Below are 15,903 nucleotides of genomic sequence, written 5' to 3'. Positions count from 1 at the left end.
TCATGACAGGACAACGGCTTGACGGCAAAGTCGCGCTGATCACCGGCGCGACCGGCGGCCTCGGCACAGCAACCGCCGAACTCTTCGCCCGAGAAGGCGCCCGGATAGTGATCACCGATATCGCCGAAGGCCCCCTGCGGGACCTGGCCCACCGGATCGAGGCAGGTGGCACCGAGGTCGTCTCCATCCGCCTCGACGTCTCCTCGGCGCGGCAGTGGGATGATGTGGTCACCGTCGTACGCGACCGGTTCAAAACGCTCGACGTGCTCGTGAACCTCGCCGGCATCGTGGACTGGCCGGGTATCGAGGACACGCGGGAGGAGGCCTGGGACCGCGTCATCGACGTGAACCAGAAAGGCACATGGCTCGGCATGAAGGCGGCGATGCCGCTCCTGCGCGCGAGCGGCAACGCATCGGTGATCAATACGTCGTCGGTCCTCGGGCTCGTGGGAAGCGGCGCCGCCGCGGCTTACCAGGCATCCAAGGGCGCGGTGCGCCTGTTGAGCAAGACCGCTGCGGTCGAGTACGCGCAGCAGGGAGTGCGCGTCAACTCCGTCCATCCCGGAGTGATAGCCACTCCGATGATCCAGGAACTCCTGGACGACCAGGGCGACCAGCAGCCGGACATCCAACGCACCCCTATGCGCCGAGCCGGCCGCGCCGACGAGATCGCCCCCGCAATCCTCTTCCTCGCCTGCGACGACTCCTCGTTCGTCACCGGCTCGGAGCTTGTGATCGACGGCGGCCTCACCGCGCACTGAGCAGGCGGACCCGTGTGACATCCACAACGGCTCGCCGTGAAGGCGACGCCCCCGACTGCGCGTCAACGGCTTCCACCGCGCATGTAATCAGCTCCTCCAAGGAACGCACCATGACACCTGCAACTCCGTCCACCGAAGCCGCCGAGTTCGCCGGAAAGGTCGCCCTCGTCACCGGGGCCGCGCGCGAGGAGTCCGTGTCCAAGGCGAAGGCATCCCGCGGCGAGGACGCCGACGTCCACGAGCTGCCCCAGCCGAAGGAAAAGACAGCCTTCAGCAAGACGGCCGCGAAGAAGCAGCTGGCCAAGAAGAGTGCGGCGAAGAAGACGAGCGCACGGCTAACCCGGAGCGCCTGAGTCGCCCGCCAGTGGCGGGCCTGGGCAGGGCGCCCCGCCAATGGTCACCAGGAGACCGAAGAGGAGAGCCGCTGACACTGCGTCCTGCGCGGTCGGTGAGCTCCGCCCCGACTGTCGCTCAGTTCATGTCGTCCTGCGGGGAGAGGGCGAGTAGTCCCAGATGGCTTGCCCGCTGTAGTTCAAAGCCCAGTGATTGCCGGCTTTCAGGTGTTCCAGGACTGCTCGCTGCACGGGAGTGGTGGGGGTCAGGCAGAGGGCGGTCGGGCGATCCGCAGGCGACTGCCCAAAGGCGTGTTCCAGTGCGTCCCGGTCGCCCGGAGTGAGGCCCGTCTTGTCTGCCGGGCCGGGGCCGTTGTGGTTGATGTACTGGTACTTGCTGGTGAAGCGGCGGATCTCGTGGTCCTCGGGGAAGAAATCTGCCACAGCAGGGTCGTTGACCCAGCTGCCGACGTAGCAGGGGATGGCGTCGTAACCGAAGCGAACCCCGTCCGCGTACCGCCGCGGGAGGCGGCAGAAGAAGTGGTGGATCTCGTGAGCCCAGGCCCTGTCGGCGGGAATCGCGAACGGCTCGGTGCCGTAGGGCAGCCTTACCTCGATAGAGACGTTCGACGCTCGGCAGTCGAGGCCGTCGAGGCGGTAGCGGCGGCCCTGGAACACCGGCAGGACGTAGTCGTCGAACGGGAAGGCAGGCTCGACCTCAGCTCCCGCCGCCTCCAGCGTCCTTCGCCGCACGGCCACCTTCTCTCCGAGGATCCCCAGGCTCGCCCACGAGACCTCGTCCGGCACCTCCATCGTCGCGTGCAGGGCGCGGACATCCGATACAACGGCAAGGCAGGCCAGCACCGTGAGCCATCGGCCGGTCGGGCCGTGGTCGGTGAGGACGGGGCGCGGCGGCATGGGGGTGTCCAGGCCCATCCCGGCGCGCAGAGCCGCGACCGTGCGCCCCAGGAGCCAGAACCAGGGCGTGCCGGGCTCGGCGGCCTTCTCCGCTGCCTCGGCCACCTCCGCCTGGTCCTCGGCCGGCACCTTCAACTGCGCCAGCAGGAAGGCCAGTTGCTGCCCTGTGGGGATTTCGGCCCCAGCGGCGCCGACGGGGGTGCGCTCCAGCGCCTCCGTCCACTCACGGTGTTCCCCGCCCAGACCCAGCGCCGCCCGGACCTCGGGCGCGTTCACACTGCCTTTTATCGTCATCACGACGATAATCATAGATCGTGACGCTCCAAGTCACATGATCGACCGGACAGCTCCTCGCCGCGCAGGCCGGCGCACCGGGAGGGCCCCGCGTGCGCCCGGCGGCGCCGGGTACTCGGCCGGTCCCTGCGAGGACCAGCGAGAGGAGCCGACGGTGAGCAGCGCAACGGGCAGCAAGGTCGTCGTCACGGGGGCCACCGGAAATGTCGGCACGAGCGTGGTGCGGCTTCTGTCGGAGGACCCGGACGTGGCCTCGGTACGGGGTCTGGCCCGGCGGATCCCGGACTGGTCGCCGCGCAAGACCGAGTGGACGGCCGTCGACCTGGCCTCGGACCGGACTGATCTCGCCGCGGCTTTCGTCGACGCGGACGCGGTCGTGCACCTGGCCTGGGCGTTCCAGCCCACACACGATCCGGCGGCGACCTGGCGTACGAACGTCCTGGGCAGCATCCGGGTCTTCGAGGCCGTGGCCGCCGCGCGGGTGCCCGTCCTCGTGCACGCGTCCTCGGTGGGCGCGTACTCGCCGGGGCCGAAGGACCACGCGGTGGACGAGTCCTGGCCCACGCACGGCTGGCCGGACGCCGCCTACTGCCGGGAGAAGGCCTACCTCGAGCGGACCCTGGACACCTTCGAGCGCGACCATCCCGGGATCCGGGTGGTGCGGATGCGGCCGGCGTTCCTGTTCAAGCGGCAGTCGGCGAGCGAGCAGCGACGCATCTTCGGCGGCCGGTTCCTGCCCGGCCCGGTCGCCCGCCCCGAACTGCTGCCGTTCCTGCCCGACATTCCGGGACTGCGCGTCCAGGCACTGCACACCGACGACGCGGCCGAGGCGTACCGGCTCGCACTGCGTACCGAGGTGCGCGGCCCCTTCAACCTGGCCGCCGAGCCGGCCCTCGACGCGGAGCTGCTCGGCGAGATGTTCGACGCCCGCCCGGTGCGCCTGCCCCGGACGGCGGCCCGCTCGGCGATCGCCGCCGCCTGGGGTCTGCGCCTCCTCCCGGCCTCCCCACACCTCTTCGACGCCGTCCTCAGGCTCCCTCTGATGGACTGCACGCGTGCCCACATCGAGCTGGGCTGGCATCCCCAGCACACGGCGCCGGAGGTGCTGGAGGAGTTCCTCCTGGGCCTGCGGGCTGGTGAGGGCGAGGCCACCGAGCCGATGCGCGGGCGCAAGGTGGGCTGAGCGCCCAACGCCCACGCCGGGGGGTGTCGGTGAGCGCCGGGCCGGATCAGGCCGTTCCGGCGGGTCGGCCGTCCTCGCCGACGCGTTGGCGGCTGCCGCCAACGCACACCCGAACCCTCTTGTCCGGCTGCACCCATGCACGCGACCCACGACCTTGAGCGCTTCTGGTCAGCCATCCATACGGATCCCCTTGAACCCGGGCCCCAGTCCCCGCCGCCGGGAACGCTGTGCGGAACGCCGCTGGCCCGGCATTTCCAACGTGGCCGCCGTGCCTTCGTCGTCGCCAAGTCCGAGTGGCTGGCGTGCATTGGCGGTGGCGGCCGCCACCGGCGCGAGGGCCGCCGCGACGTCCGGCCCGAGGGCGGACAGCGCCCCGGCGAGGGTGTCGATCGCATCCAGAGCGTCGTCCGCGGCCGCCGCGCTCCAGCTCTCCGGCCCTGCGGTAGCGGTCTGCTGAAGTCAGCGGGCTCGGACGACCTCGATGACCGTGTCCGGGCAGCCATCGAGGACTTCGGTGAGCACGGCCTGTTCGGCAGGGTCTACGGCAAGCCCCCAGCGGATTTTCACGGCGATCCAGTCGGTGGCGTACGTGCAGCGGTAGCCCTCTGCGGGCGGCTGCCAGGTGACCGGGTCCTGGTCGGCCTTGGATCGGTTGCTGCTGGCGGAGACGGCGATGAGGGCGCGGGGGTCGTCGAGGTCGTTGGCGTAGGCCTGCCGTTCGGCCGGCGTCCATCCGGAGGCGCCGGAGTCCCATGATTCGGCGAGCGGGACGAGGTGGTCGATGTCGAGGGCGCGGGCTTGGATGAAGGAGGTGTCGTCGTAGCTTGAGTACCAGGAGCCGCCGCTCAGCGTGCAGTTTGCCCCTTGGTCCGGCGGCGTGACGGCTTCCTCCAAGAGGACCTCGTTGCGCGTGCTACAGCCGTCACGGTCAGCGTCGATCCAATGCCGGAACTTGATGCGTTCGTAGCCGGTGCGGTTCTCGTCCTGAACGGTGAGCGCGGCCAGGGCATCGCGGACGGGGAGAGCGACGGTGTCACCCGGGGTATGCCGGAGCGGGAGAGACAGCGTGAGCGGTGGGGGCGAACAGGGCGGCGAGCACGGACAGCGCGGCGGCCATCACGCTGGCAGTGCGGGGGTGACGCACGGAGACAGGTCCTCTCGAAGATCACAAACGGTTGGTGATCTTCATAGTGGCCATGTCGGCGTCGTAGCGGGGGTTCGGCCCAGGATTCACCCGCGCGGTGGGCAAGTCACACGATCGCATGAGATCGACAGCGAACACCTCGAGCACTTCGGATGGTGCGACACGCTCGTGTCGGCCGTACGGCCGCTGTCGATGACGGTATGGGGTGGCGAGGTGCAGGGAGACAGGACGCTCGAGGCGCTCCGGGCGGTGTGGGCGTACCAAGAGAAGGCCGAACAGGGCTGGGTGCTGGATGCTGCGGCGCCGTCGTTCCAGCGACGCGCACGCTCTCTGGCGGGGGAGGGGCTGGTGGAGACCGCCGACCGGGAGACGCGGGCGGAGCTGTCGGCGTGGGAGGGCCGTCCGGTGCGCTGGGCGGTCCGCTTGTCGGCGACCGGGCACGACCTGCTCGCCTACGCCGGGGTCCGGCCTGCTCCGATGTCCCTGGGGCCGGGACCGGGGGAGCGGTTGGTGGAGCTGGCGCCCTCGCAGATGACAGCACTGCGGGTGTTCGTCGGCCTAGCCGGCGAGCTGAAGTCACCACCCGCGACAGGCCTTGTCGAGCAAGTCCGTACGGCCGTGTACGACCGGGGGACGAGGCGTTGGCAACTGCATCTGACGCAGGAGCAGATGGAGTCGGCGGCATACGGATTCTGGCTGCATCGGCTGACCGGGTCCGCGGCGGAGGCCAACCGCTTCGGCCGTGACTACGGAGTCCTCTACTCCCCGGGCAAGGACAGTCCGGCTGCCATCTCGTGAAGGTGACGGGTGCGGCGCGGGCTCGAGGCGTGTCGGCGGCGACCCGGCTCCTCCAGGTTCTCGCGCTGGCCGATGCCCGACGGCTCGGCGCCCGGCCAGACACTCCGCGATCCGCCCGGGGCGTGGGGACTGGTCCTGCGACTGACCGCTGCCGGAAGGCATCCGATAACTCATCATCACCGCCGGGGCCGAGGTCGATCACGTGATCGGCGTTGGCGATCATGTCGAGGTCGTGCTCGATGAAGACGACGGTGGCCCCGTGGTCGACCAGCCGCTGCAGTACGCCCAGGAGGACGCGGACGTCGAGCGGGTGCAGTCTGACGCTGGGTTCGTCCAGGACGAACAGGGCGTCGTGCTGGTCGCGGTCGAGTTCGGTGTCGAGTTTGAGGCGCCGAGCCTCGCCGCCGGACAGGGCGGGAGTGGCCTCGCCGAGAGTGAGGTAGCCCAGGCCCAGGTCGACGAGAGTCTGCAGGCGGGGAGCGGACCTTGTTCAGGTCGCCGGTGTGCTCGATGGCCTGGGTGACGGTGCACGCCAGCAGTTGCGGCAGGGGCAGCCCGTCGACCGCCTCGCCTTCGCGCGGCACGCGGCGGATGGCGTCGGCCTCAGGAGCGTAGCGGGAGCCTTCGCAGTCGGGGCAGAGGATGTCGACGTCGGGCAGGAACTGGACGTCGAGTTCGATCTGGCCGGTGCCTTGAAGCAGACGGTGCCGTGGCGGCGGACGGTGCGGAAGGTGTCGGCAAGGACCGAGCAGCCCACCAGTTCCAGGGCGGCGTCGACGCCGCCCGGCATCAGCTCGCGCACCTGGTCGGCGAGGGGGTGGTCGACGCCTGCGGCCCGCAGTTCCTCGGCCCTCTCCAGGCTGCGGGTGGTGGACAGCAATGTGGCTCCGAGGTCCTTCGCGATCGTGGCCGCGCTCAGCCCGACGTGGAGGTGCCCCCGCGGATCAGCAGCGTCTGCCCCGCCTGGAGACCGAGGCCCGTGGCGAGGGAGCCGTAGGCGGTCTGGAACATCTCCGGCAGCGCGCGGCCACCCACGGCAGAGCGGTCTCGAACGGGATGACCTGCCCCGCGGGGACGGTCACGTACTGGGCGTATGAGCCGTCGAAGGACCGGCCCATGCCGCCCATCATGGTCGCCACCTGCTGCCCCCGGGCGCAGCCCGCTGTCCTCGTCGGCCTGATCGACCATACCGACGCCTCGATGCCGGGGATCCGCGGGTAGGTGACCTCCGGGTCTGACTCGCCCTTTCGGGTGGTGACCTCGGACTCGTTGACGCCGAACGCCTTCACCTTGGTGCGCACCCATCCGGGCTGCGGCTCGGGCATCGGCACCGTGGTGACCTGAAGGGCATCCGGGCCGCCGGGCTGAGTGACGACGACCGCACGCATCGTCGCAGAGGCGGCGCCTGCGGACGCTGCACGCCTTTCCATGCCAGTTCCTTACCTGTCGGGGAGGGTTCTGCGGGGTGGCCCCGCTGTGGCTTCTCGCCGCGGTACCTCTCGATCCTCTGCCGAAATCCGGCGAATCGCTCCATCAGTTGCGGACATCTGGTTGTCAATGGGGGACACCCGGTGAAGCCCCGTCATCGCAGCGCTTCGGGCCCCCTCATCCCTGCTGGGGAAGCCCTGAGCATGCGCCCCGTTGCCCGTTCGGCTCGGCCGGAGCGGGTGTGGAGTGGTTCGACTAGGAGGGACAGGCCCCAGGCGCCCTGGTCAGGCCGCCGGGCGGCGAGGGATGGGACGCGAGCCGGTCAGCGGTGCCGTGCCTTGGTCAGCTCGTCGGTGTACCGGGCGAGGGCCTCCTCAGCCGTGGGTACGGGGCCGAACAGCTGCTCCTGGCGGCGGGGATCGGCGACGTAACGGCCTGTGTCGAACCAGCCGAACATCGCGGCCATGTCCTTGACCACCGGGTTGAAGCGGCCGACGACGGCTCCTGCGGCGCGGACGACGACGGAGGGGACGGCCCACACCTTGATCTTCTTTCCGGCCCGGCCGCCCATCAGATCTGCCATCTCGCGCATGCTGACCGGACGGTCCCAGCCGATGTCGATGCGCTCACTGTTGGCGGCCTCAGCGTCGACGGCGGCCGCCAGGTATGCCGCGAGGTCGGAGGTGTGGACGAAGGTCAGCGGGACGTTGGCCTTGGCCATCCAGATCAGGCGGCCCTTGTCGATCGGGTCGCCCGCCATGGTCGCGATCTGGTCGAGGAATGCCCCCGGGCGCAGTGCGACGAACGGGACGCCGAGCTGTTCGAGCTTGTCCTCGGCGATCTTCTTGTGCCAGAAGTGCGGGACCTGGGGCGTCTGGTCGCTGGTGAGGATGCTGGTCAGGACGAACCGCCGGATGCCGGTGCGGTGGGCGGCTTCGGCGAGGTTGGTGTTGCCGACGGTGTCGATGTCGTTCGCGTTCTTGCCGCCGCGGGTGTAGTCGGCAGCAGTGGTGATGACGGCATCGGCGCCGTTCATGGCGGCGACGAGCGAGTCGAGGTCGAGCATGTCGCCGCGGGCGATCTCGACACCCCGCTTTTCGAGCCTGCTCGCGTCGGTGGTCGGCCGGACCAGGGCGCGGACGTTCTTACCGCGCCCCAGCAGTTCGTCGACGACCTTGCCGCCGAGGGAACCGGTCGCGCCGACGACGAGGACGGGGAGGGTGGTGGTCATGGGGGTCTCACTTTCCATCAGGTCAGTGGTGGGGGGATGGGGTGGGCGGGGCAGGGGTGGCGCGTACGTGGGTGCCGTCGGCCCGGGTTACTCAGGGCGGGCCTGTAGTGGGCGGATTCGCGGCGCGGGTCACCGCCGGGCTGTAGGAACTTGCGGGAGGCGACGGTGAACGGGATGCGGGTGATGCGGCCGTCCTCGATGTGCAGCCTGGCCGGCCGCGGGGAAGGGCTCGACATCCCCGTGGGAGAGGTCTTGCCTTTTCCCCGGACGAGTACGGCCTGCCTGCACCGGGACAGGTCGCGCTTGCCCCGGACGCTTGGGCCCCACTCAGCCCGCTCTCCCTGACGTACCAGGGTGGGCGGGGCGCATCTGCCGGCTCGGCTCGCCGGGCTTTTCCGACAATCGCGGCGCCTAGCTCCGTTCAGCACGGGCCTTCGTGCGGCTGAGTGCGCTGTAGCACTGTCCAGTCCACAGGAACGCCGGAAGCGATGTGCACTCCAGGCCGGAACCGCGGTGCAAGCCGAGGGGAGTTACTCAGACTCTTCCTGCGGCAGGGCGCTGCTGTTGATCGCGTCGGTGATGGCGTAAGCAGTGCGGACGAAGGACTCTGCCTGCTGCGCCGACAGGTCCCGCGCGGAGATCTCCTCCAGGGCCCGCCACATGGCAGCGATGGGCTCGCGCATGGCACGGCCCTTGTCGGTGAGGTGGACGACCATGACGCGCCGGTCGTGTTCGGCCGGCTCGCGCACGAGCAGGCCGGCGTCCTGCATGCGGCGCAGGGACTTGGAGACGGTGGAGTGGTCCAGCCCGACGCTTTCGAGCAGTTCGGACTGGGTCTGGCCGTCCCGGTCGAGGAGTTGCATCAGCAGCAGTTCCTGTCCGGGATGCAGGTCCATCTCGCGGAGCATGGCGCTGGCCCGGGCGCGGTGAGCGCGGGCGAGCTGGAAGATCGCGTAGCTCATCGGCCCCTCGCCGGCCGTGGAGGGGGCGCGGTGTGTGGAGGCGGGCATCGGTTCCTCAGACGGTGTGGGTGGGGTAGTCGGTGTAGCCGGCCACTCCGCCGCCGTAGAAGGTCGCCGGGTCGGGGGTGTTCAGCGGCGCGTCAGAGCGTAGCCGCTCGACCAGGTCCGGGTTGGCGAGCGCGAGGGCGCCGACGGAGACGAGGTCGGCCGTGCCGTTGTCGACGTCCTTGGCGCGGGTGGGCAGGTCGGTGCCGGCCCGGTTGAGGATCAGCGTGGTCGGCCACAGCGCGCGCAGGGTGCTCAGCAGCTCCTCGTCGCCCGCGTGGAGGATGTGGAGGTAGGCGAGGCCGAGCGGGCTGAGGGTTCGCAGGAGCGCCGGATACAGCTCGGCGGTGTCGGACTCGGCGATGTCGTTGTAGGGGTTGCCGGGGGAGATGCGCAGGCCGGTGCGGTCGGCGCCGATCTCGTCGGCCACGGCAGCGGCGACCTCGACGGCGAAGCGGATGCGGTTGTCGAGGGAGCCGCCGTAGCGGTCGGTGCGCTGGTTGGTGTTGTCGGACAGGAACTGGTGCACCAGGTAGCCGTTGGCGCCGTGGATCTCCACGCCGTCGGCGCCTGCAGCGACGGCGGCCGCTGCGGCGCGGCGGAAGTCGTCGACGGTCGCCACGACCTCCTGCGTCGACAGCGCACGGGGCGTCGGCATCTCCTGGGGCCCGGACGCGGTGAACATCGTGCCCTGCGGCTGGATCGCCGATGGGGCGACCGGCTGACGGCCGTGAGGGGTGTTGTCGGGGTGGGAGATGCGTCCGGTGTGCATCAGCTGGATGACGATCCGGCCGTCGGCCGCGTGCACGGCGTCGGTGACCTTGCGCCACCCGGCGATCTGCTCGTCATCGTGGATGCCGGGGGTGAGGAGGTAGCCCTGGCCGTCGGCGTTGGGCTGGGTGCCCTCGGTGATGATGAGCGCGTGCGAGGCCCGCTGGGCGTAGTACTCGGCGTTGAGCTCGGTCGGTATGCCTTCAGGCGTAGAGCGGTCACGGGTCATGGGGGCCATGACCAGGCGGTGCGGGAGGGAGATGTCGCCGACGGTGGTCGGCGTCCAGAGGGCGTTCAGCATGAGTGGTCCTTCGGTGCGGTGATGGCCAGGTGATGATCGGAACAAGAGGGAAGGGCGGGCGTGATCAGTCGAGGGTGAGGACGAGCTTGCCCCGGCCGTGCCCGGCGTCGCTGACCTGCTGGGCGGTGGCGGCCTGGGCGAGCGGGTAGGCGGTGACGGTGGTGACGAGCTTGCCGGTCGCGGCGTCCTGGGCCAGCGCGGCGAGGCGGGCGGCCGAGCGTTCCTGGCCACCGCTGGAGAAGGTGATGCCGAGCTGGTGCGCGCGGAAGTCGGCGATGGTGACGATGCGCTCGGTGCCGCCGCGCAGGGTGATGGAGTCCTCCAGGGCTCCCTTCCCGGCCAGGTCGAACACCGCGTCCACGCCGTCGGGGGCGAGCGCCCGGACCCGTTCGACCAGGCCATCGCCGTAGAGGGTCGCGGTGGCGCCGAGCGAGGTGAGGTAGTCCTGGTTGGCGGGGCCGGCGGTGGCGATGACGCGTGCTCCGCGGGCCGTGGCGAGCTGGACCGCCAGGGTGCCGACCGCTCCGGCCGCGCCGTGCATCAGCACGGTCTCCCCGGCGGTGACGCCGAGCAGGTTCAGGACCCGCTCGGCCGTCTCGCTCGCCACCGGCAGCGCGACCGCGTGCTGCCAGTCGAGGCCGGCGGGCTTGAGGGCCACGGTGGTGGCCAGCGCGTACTCGGCGTACGAGCCGGTGTCCGACCAGCCCAGCACCTCATCGCCGACCTGCGCGTCCTGCACGCCCTCGCCGAGGGCGTCCACCACGCCGGCGAGCTCGGCACCGGGGACGGAGGGGAAAGTCGTCGGGCGGACGGCCTCCATCATCCCGACGCGGATCTTGCCGTCCAGCGCGTTCAGCCCGGCCGCCTTGACGCGGACGCGGATCTGCCCGGGACCGGGTTGCGGAACCTCGATGTCCGCCTCGTGCAGCACGTCCGTGCCACCAAACTGATCGAAAACGATGGCTTTCACGATGACTCCATTCCCTTTGGCAACCAAAAGTGTGGCTGGCCACATGGACTAACGTAGCAGCAATCGTGTGGCTAGCCAAGTATTTGCGGACGCAAGGGTGAAGGTGGCCACCTCGGCTCGCTTCTGGTGCGTCGACCTCTTGCGTGGCCGACCACGGAAACACCGCCAACGCCCTGCAACGGACAGGAATCGCAGCCAGCCGGGAGGACCGCAACATCAACGCCACCAGCCTGGGACGGGGCACGGCACGCGACCCGCTGCGGGCGCCCTGGGTGAACTGCCCGCGCTGCATCCGGCGGCCTGTGACGTGGACGATCGGCGCGTACGCCGTGGCGACCGTGGAGACCTCCGCTCCCGTACTGACCCGCCTGCTGCAGGCCGCCGGCCTAGACGCGCGCCGAGTCCGCCCGCCGGGCAATGCGGACCTCCAGCAGGGCGATGTCATGGAGATCCACCAGCAGGAACAGCTGAAGTCCGTGGCCCTTCTCGGCGGTCTGACGATGACGCCGGGATGGACGCTGTAGATGGCGTCAGGGCGCCGACGATCTACGCGATCCCGGAACGTGCAACTGCCCTGATAGGGGTGGGCTCAACAGGCAGCGATTCCTGGCCACGATCCGCGAGCGCCAGGGCCGTACCGACGAGGCGATCGCCCTGCTGCGCGCCAGCAGCACCAGCCTGCTCAACAACCGTGAGCAACTGGCCGCGGTCCTGGCACGGGACGGCCGGCTCGACGAGCTCCGGGCAATGGCGGCGACTGACGACTCGGGGTGCGCAGTTCGGCAGCTCGCGCGGTTGCTGGAGGAGGCCGGCGACGTGGAAGGGGCGATGGCGGCCTACCGGCAGACCGACCAAGCCGGCCGGACGGGCCGGCCGATCGGGTTGGACCGAGTTCGGACGAAGAGAGGGAAGCCAGCGCATGAGTTCCCTGATCGATGCGGACGAGACCAGCCACGAAGTCGACCTCGTATGGCTGGAAGACGTTGCCCAGCTCGACTACGTGCGCCAGAGCCTGGACCGGCTGCCCACCCGCAAGGGCAAGCCCGCCTACCACCGCGACGGCCGCATGGTCGGCTACGCCGTCCTCGGCCCCGACGCCAAAGCCTCCCGCGCCTCTGGCACGTTCCGTCGCCGCGTCTTCTGGGTCCTGCCCCATGACCGCGACACCGAGCCCGACGGCCTGTACGCAAAGAGCGCCCCTGCCGAAGCCGTCGACCCGCGCACCCTCGAACCCCGCGTCAAGGGCTACAAGACCGAACGCTCAGAAGGGGGCCCGCCTTCTCTCGCCATGCAGGAGCTCGGCATACAGCTCCCGTTGTAACGCCCGGCCCCGACCGCCATGCCCCAAGTCCTGACCAGCCTCATCGCGGTGGTCGGCACGTAAGGGGGAATTCTTCTTGTGCCCTACGGCCGATGCTGACTGCCCTCGCCCAAATCCCCGGTACTCCTGTCAGGCCAGCCCCACCCAGGTGTAGATGGCCCCTGCAAGGCAAGTCGCGAGGCTCACATGCACCACCCAGCGCCCAAGATCGAGGCCCAGGAAACGTCGAGAGGGCGGATTGCTTTCGCGTTCGCGCCGATACAGGCGTAGCGCCTGGACACCAGTGGCGTCAGCTAGACGTGCCTCAACTTCGGCGACGGCGTCAGCCGCCAGTCCTGCCGACGCTCTGACGCGAGCGGCCTTACGGTCAGCTGCAACCAGACCGACCGCAGCCCCTATCGCGCCGCCCAAGCTGTACAGCTTTGCCTGCAGCACGGCACCGTAGCCGGCGCCCAGAATCGCCAGCCACAGAGTGACAACTTGAAGCAGCGCCACCGTGCGGCTGCCCGACCGCGTCGCCGTACGCCAGCAGTACATGGACCGGGCGATCCCCGAATCCGTGGGCATCCCGGCCCTGGGCCGTGGCCCGCTGGACCGCCGCCCACTCCGACCTGCACTGGGCAAACCTCACCGCGGCGCCCCTGCGGCTTCTGGACTGGGAGGGTTGGGGGCGAGCTCCGGAGGGCTGCGACGCCGCCACGCTCTACGCCTACACGCTGTTCCAGGAGGACGTCGCCGCCCGCGTTCGCGACGCCTTCCCCGTCCTGGGCAGCCCGGCCGGCCTCGCCGCTGAAGCGACCGTGTGCGCGCAGCTGCTCCAGACGGTGGCCCGCGGCGACAACCTCATCCTCGAAGACCAGCTCCGGAACTGGTCCGAGGAACTGCGCAGCCGCTGACTGGTGCGGCCTGTCCAGCGCCCGTGCAAGCGGGGATCTACCGTCCGGCCGAGGCGGGCCGACGGCAGTGCGTGCAACTGGCGGTCCCGCCGTGGGATGCCCTGGACACCCGCGCCTGGGGCGACGTGGCGAGCCTGCAGCCGGCCGATCTGGCCCGTGTCCTGGGAGTGTTCGCGTCTCGGGGCTTCACTCCGCGCGGCTCCACCGCAGCGACCGGACTGGAGCTGATGACGGCGCTCAGTCCGCCGACCCGGCCGGTCAAAGACGAGGCCTGCTGACACATTCCTGGGACGGACACCGGGCGCGACAGAGGGACGAAACAGAAGAGCAGACAGTCGGCCGCATCCGAGCGGGATAAGTAGATAGGTTAAATGATCGGGTTAAATACTGCTAGGGTTCAGGTGGAGGAGGCGTGTATGGCAACCAGTGAGGAAGAGTTGTTCGCGTCGGTGGACGCGCTGCTCGAGGAGGAGCCGCAGCTTCCGCCTCCTGCGGAGCGTGCGCGGCTGCGTGAGGCCGCGGGCATCACGCAGGCCCGCCTGGCGGCCGCGATGAAGACGTCGACGCAGAGCATCAAGAACTGGGAGAACGGCCGGAGCGAGCCGAAGGAGCCGCGTCTGTCGGCGTATCGGCGGCTGCTGGACGGCTGGGCGGCGAAGAACCCCGCGCACGGCACCGCTCCCGCACCCGCCCCGGCTGCCGATCCCCACTCAGAGACGGCTCTCAAGACGTCCACCAGCCCGACCGCACCTGCGGCGCCCGCGACGGAGACCACCGCGCAGGTGGAGGTGTCCCCTATGCCGGTCGCGCCGGAGAGTCCGGCCGCCCGCCCTGCGACATCGTCGCGTCGCCCGGCCCCGAAGAGGACCGCCGGACCCGCCCTGGACCCGCGGTTCCCGCACGGTCCGCTCGCCGTGCTGGACGGCGACGGCTCCGTCTACGGAGTCGACGGCATCGTGCTCGACTGTCCCGCGCGCACGGTCCCGGAGCTGGTGGAGTGGACGCTGAAGGAGTCCGGCCTCGGTGCGGCGAAGCTGCACCGCAATGGCAAGGACTCCGACCCGCTGATCGTGCTCACCGCCGCGGCGGCCGTGGAACTCGGGCTCCCTGAGCGCCTGGAGGGCCACGAGCAGCGCCGCTCCCTGCGCCTGCCCGCCGACCACCCCGTCGTCAAGCAGGTGGCGAAGGCGAAGTGGCAGCTCACCCAGCGCGGTTTCGGCCCCTGGGCGCGGATCTACCGCAAGGCCCAGGGCCGCGATCGGCAGTGCGTGCAGCTGGCGGTGCTGTCCTGGGACGCCTTGGACGAGAGGTCCTGGCCCGGTGTTGCGGACATGGAGCCGGCCGACATCGCCCGCGTGCTCGGGGTGTACGCCCAGCGGGTCATCACCCCGCGGGGATCCACGGCCGTCTCCGGGCTCGAGCTGATGACGGCGCTGCGCCCGCCGACGCGGGCTGTGCAGGACCGGGCGACCGGGAACTGGGTGTCCGGCCACAATCCGGGCTCGCTGGGGACGGATCCGGTGGACCCGGCGCCGCCCGAGGCCACCGCGGAGCACCCGGTCGTCGTGAACTCCGGCTGGACGGGCGGCTTCCTGAACGAGGAGGCCTACCAGTGGGTGCGCGACGTCGACCTGCTCAGCGACGAGGAGTGCACGCTGCCGCTCGCGGTCGGCCTGGACCTGAACACCGCATTCCTCGCGGCCGCGGCCCGCCTGGTCGTCGGCCTGTCCGCCCCCGACCACTTCCACGCCCCCGCCTTCAATCCGAAGATCCCCGGTTCCTGGCTGGTCGACCTCTCGCACATTGAACTGGACCCGCGCCTGCCCAGCCCGTTCACCCCGGACGGCAACCGCCCGACGGAGCCGGCCTGGTACCAGACACACAGCGTCGCCTACGCCCAGGAACTCGGTTACAACGTGCACCCCCTCGAGGCGTACCTGCGGCGCGAGAGCGGCGCGTATCTGGACCCGTGGCACGACCGTCTCAAGACCGCCTACGTCGACACCCTCGCCGACCTCGGCGTCACCAAAGACCTGGACGACCATCAGTTCCTCGCAGCGATGGAGCAGCACAAGCAGGCCGACCCGGCGATGGCCGCCGTCCTGGCCGCGATCAAGGCGACGGTGAAGGGCGGCGTCGGCAAGCTGCGCGAGCGCCCCCAGGGCAAGTCCTACGAGCAGGGGGAGCGCTGGCCGGCGCTGGAGCGCCCGACCTGGCGCCCCGACATCCGCGCCGCCGTCATCTCCAAGGCGCGGGTCAACATGCACCGCAAGCTCTCCAACATGGCGAAGATGACCGGGCTGTTCCCGCTCGCGGTGCTGTCCGACTGCGTCGTCTACCCCTCACCGGGGGAGAGCCCGCTCGACTTCCTTCCCTACGCCGCGTCCGGCAAGCCGCAGCCCGGCGGGTTCCGCCTCGGGCCCACGCCGGGCCTGGCGAAGCTGGAGGGTGGCCAGACGATGCTGTGGGCGGTCGACCTGATGGAACAGGGCCTCAACCCGGCCCGTCACATCAAGGGCGGCGACGCCGTCCTGGACGAAGGGGAGTA

The 15,903-nt window shown here is 70.3% G+C and carries 19 protein-coding genes; 10 read left to right on the top strand and 9 right to left on the bottom strand.

Going from position 1 to position 15,903, the window contains the following annotated elements; genetic code table 11:
* The first annotated feature begins 2 nt into the window (after positions 1-2).
* Entirely contained in the window at positions 3-761 is a 759-nt protein-coding gene (locus tag ACFVYS_RS26745; RefSeq protein WP_389505950.1) for an SDR family NAD(P)-dependent oxidoreductase, read from the top strand.
* Between the two features lie 110 nt (positions 762-871).
* Positions 872-1,114, top strand: a complete 243-nt coding sequence (locus ACFVYS_RS26740) for a hypothetical protein (protein WP_389505949.1) — start codon at positions 872-874, stop codon at positions 1,112-1,114.
* Positions 1,115-1,237: 123 nt separating this feature from the next.
* Here ACFVYS_RS26740 and ACFVYS_RS26735 read toward each other — a convergent pair whose 3' ends face one another.
* Positions 1,238-2,305, bottom strand: coding sequence for an acyltransferase domain-containing protein (locus ACFVYS_RS26735; RefSeq protein WP_389506105.1), 1,068 nt, complete (start codon positions 2,303-2,305; stop codon positions 1,238-1,240).
* Between the two features lie 154 nt (positions 2,306-2,459).
* Here ACFVYS_RS26735 and ACFVYS_RS26730 point away from each other — a divergent pair, with 154 nt between their 5' ends.
* Complete coding sequence (locus ACFVYS_RS26730; protein ID WP_389505947.1) at positions 2,460-3,488, top strand: SDR family oxidoreductase; 1,029 nt, start codon at positions 2,460-2,462, stop codon at positions 3,486-3,488.
* Positions 3,489-3,947: 459 nt separating this feature from the next.
* Here the strand turns inward: ACFVYS_RS26730 and ACFVYS_RS26725 are convergent, their stop codons facing one another.
* Positions 3,948-4,382 (bottom strand): HNH endonuclease family protein, encoded by a 435-nt coding sequence (locus tag ACFVYS_RS26725; protein WP_389505946.1) that lies wholly within the window; start codon positions 4,380-4,382, stop codon positions 3,948-3,950.
* 442 nt (positions 4,383-4,824) lie between these two features.
* Here ACFVYS_RS26725 and ACFVYS_RS26720 point away from each other — a divergent pair, with 442 nt between their 5' ends.
* Positions 4,825-5,430: a DUF6417 family protein gene (locus tag ACFVYS_RS26720; RefSeq protein WP_389505944.1), complete on the top strand. Its 606-nt coding sequence runs from the start codon at positions 4,825-4,827 to the stop codon at positions 5,428-5,430.
* Between the two features lie 202 nt (positions 5,431-5,632).
* Positions 5,633-5,953: a hypothetical protein gene (locus ACFVYS_RS26715; protein WP_389505942.1), complete on the top strand. Its 321-nt coding sequence runs from the start codon at positions 5,633-5,635 to the stop codon at positions 5,951-5,953.
* Here the strand turns inward: ACFVYS_RS26715 and ACFVYS_RS26710 are convergent.
* The 6 genes from ACFVYS_RS26710 to ACFVYS_RS26685 form a co-directional block, all read right to left on the bottom strand.
* On the bottom strand, positions 5,921-6,310 hold the full coding sequence (locus ACFVYS_RS26710) for a hypothetical protein (RefSeq protein WP_389505940.1): 390 nt from the start codon (positions 6,308-6,310) through the stop codon (positions 5,921-5,923). The genes ACFVYS_RS26715 and ACFVYS_RS26710 overlap by 33 nt on opposite strands.
* A gap of 64 nt (positions 6,311-6,374) precedes the next feature.
* Positions 6,375-6,860, bottom strand: a complete 486-nt coding sequence (locus ACFVYS_RS26705; protein WP_389505938.1) for an alcohol dehydrogenase catalytic domain-containing protein — start codon at positions 6,858-6,860, stop codon at positions 6,375-6,377.
* Between the two features lie 320 nt (positions 6,861-7,180).
* A complete protein-coding gene (locus tag ACFVYS_RS26700; protein WP_389505936.1) occupies positions 7,181-8,089 on the bottom strand; it encodes an SDR family oxidoreductase in 909 nt (302 codons plus the stop codon).
* A 530-nt stretch (positions 8,090-8,619) separates the two neighbouring features.
* A complete protein-coding gene (locus ACFVYS_RS26695) occupies positions 8,620-9,099 on the bottom strand; it encodes a MarR family winged helix-turn-helix transcriptional regulator (RefSeq protein WP_389505934.1) in 480 nt (159 codons plus the stop codon).
* 7 nt (positions 9,100-9,106) lie between these two features.
* Positions 9,107-10,168, bottom strand: a complete 1,062-nt coding sequence (locus ACFVYS_RS26690) for an alkene reductase (RefSeq protein WP_389505932.1) — start codon at positions 10,166-10,168, stop codon at positions 9,107-9,109.
* A 64-nt stretch (positions 10,169-10,232) separates the two neighbouring features.
* Entirely contained in the window at positions 10,233-11,138 is a 906-nt protein-coding gene (locus ACFVYS_RS26685; RefSeq protein ID WP_389505930.1) for an NADP-dependent oxidoreductase, read from the bottom strand.
* Between the two features lie 143 nt (positions 11,139-11,281).
* Between ACFVYS_RS26685 and ACFVYS_RS26680 the strand changes: the two genes are divergently transcribed.
* Together ACFVYS_RS26680 and ACFVYS_RS26675 are read left to right on the top strand one after the other, a co-directional pair.
* On the top strand, positions 11,282-11,662 hold the full coding sequence (locus ACFVYS_RS26680; protein WP_389505928.1) for a hypothetical protein: 381 nt from the start codon (positions 11,282-11,284) through the stop codon (positions 11,660-11,662).
* 395 nt (positions 11,663-12,057) lie between these two features.
* The gene (locus ACFVYS_RS26675; RefSeq protein ID WP_389505926.1) at positions 12,058-12,459 is read left to right on the top strand and encodes a DUF6009 family protein; all 402 of its coding nucleotides are present in this window, start codon (positions 12,058-12,060) and stop codon (positions 12,457-12,459) included.
* A 129-nt stretch (positions 12,460-12,588) separates the two neighbouring features.
* On the opposite strand, the gene ACFVYS_RS26670 is transcribed toward ACFVYS_RS26675, so the two are convergent.
* Complete coding sequence (locus ACFVYS_RS26670; protein ID WP_389505924.1) at positions 12,589-12,996, bottom strand: hypothetical protein; 408 nt, start codon at positions 12,994-12,996, stop codon at positions 12,589-12,591.
* Between the two features lie 44 nt (positions 12,997-13,040).
* On the opposite strand from ACFVYS_RS26670, the gene ACFVYS_RS26665 reads away from it, so the two are divergent.
* The 3 genes from ACFVYS_RS26665 to tap form a co-directional block, all read left to right on the top strand.
* Positions 13,041-13,355 carry a hypothetical protein gene (locus tag ACFVYS_RS26665; RefSeq protein WP_389505922.1) on the top strand — a complete coding sequence of 105 codons (315 nt, stop codon included), beginning with the start codon at positions 13,041-13,043 and terminating at the stop codon, positions 13,353-13,355.
* A gap of 23 nt (positions 13,356-13,378) precedes the next feature.
* Positions 13,379-13,633 carry a hypothetical protein gene (locus ACFVYS_RS26660; protein ID WP_389505920.1) on the top strand — a complete coding sequence of 85 codons (255 nt, stop codon included), beginning with the start codon at positions 13,379-13,381 and terminating at the stop codon, positions 13,631-13,633.
* Positions 13,634-13,771: 138 nt separating this feature from the next.
* The coding region (gene tap, locus ACFVYS_RS26655) for a telomere-associated protein Tap (protein ID WP_389505918.1) at positions 13,772-15,903 on the top strand (2,132 nt) is incomplete at its 3' end.

This window comes from Streptomyces sp. NPDC058295 (assembly GCF_042880655.1).
Classification (GTDB): domain Bacteria; phylum Actinomycetota; class Actinomycetes; order Streptomycetales; family Streptomycetaceae; genus Streptomyces; species Streptomyces coriariae.
This window is presented reverse-complemented; position numbering and strand designations above follow the sequence as displayed.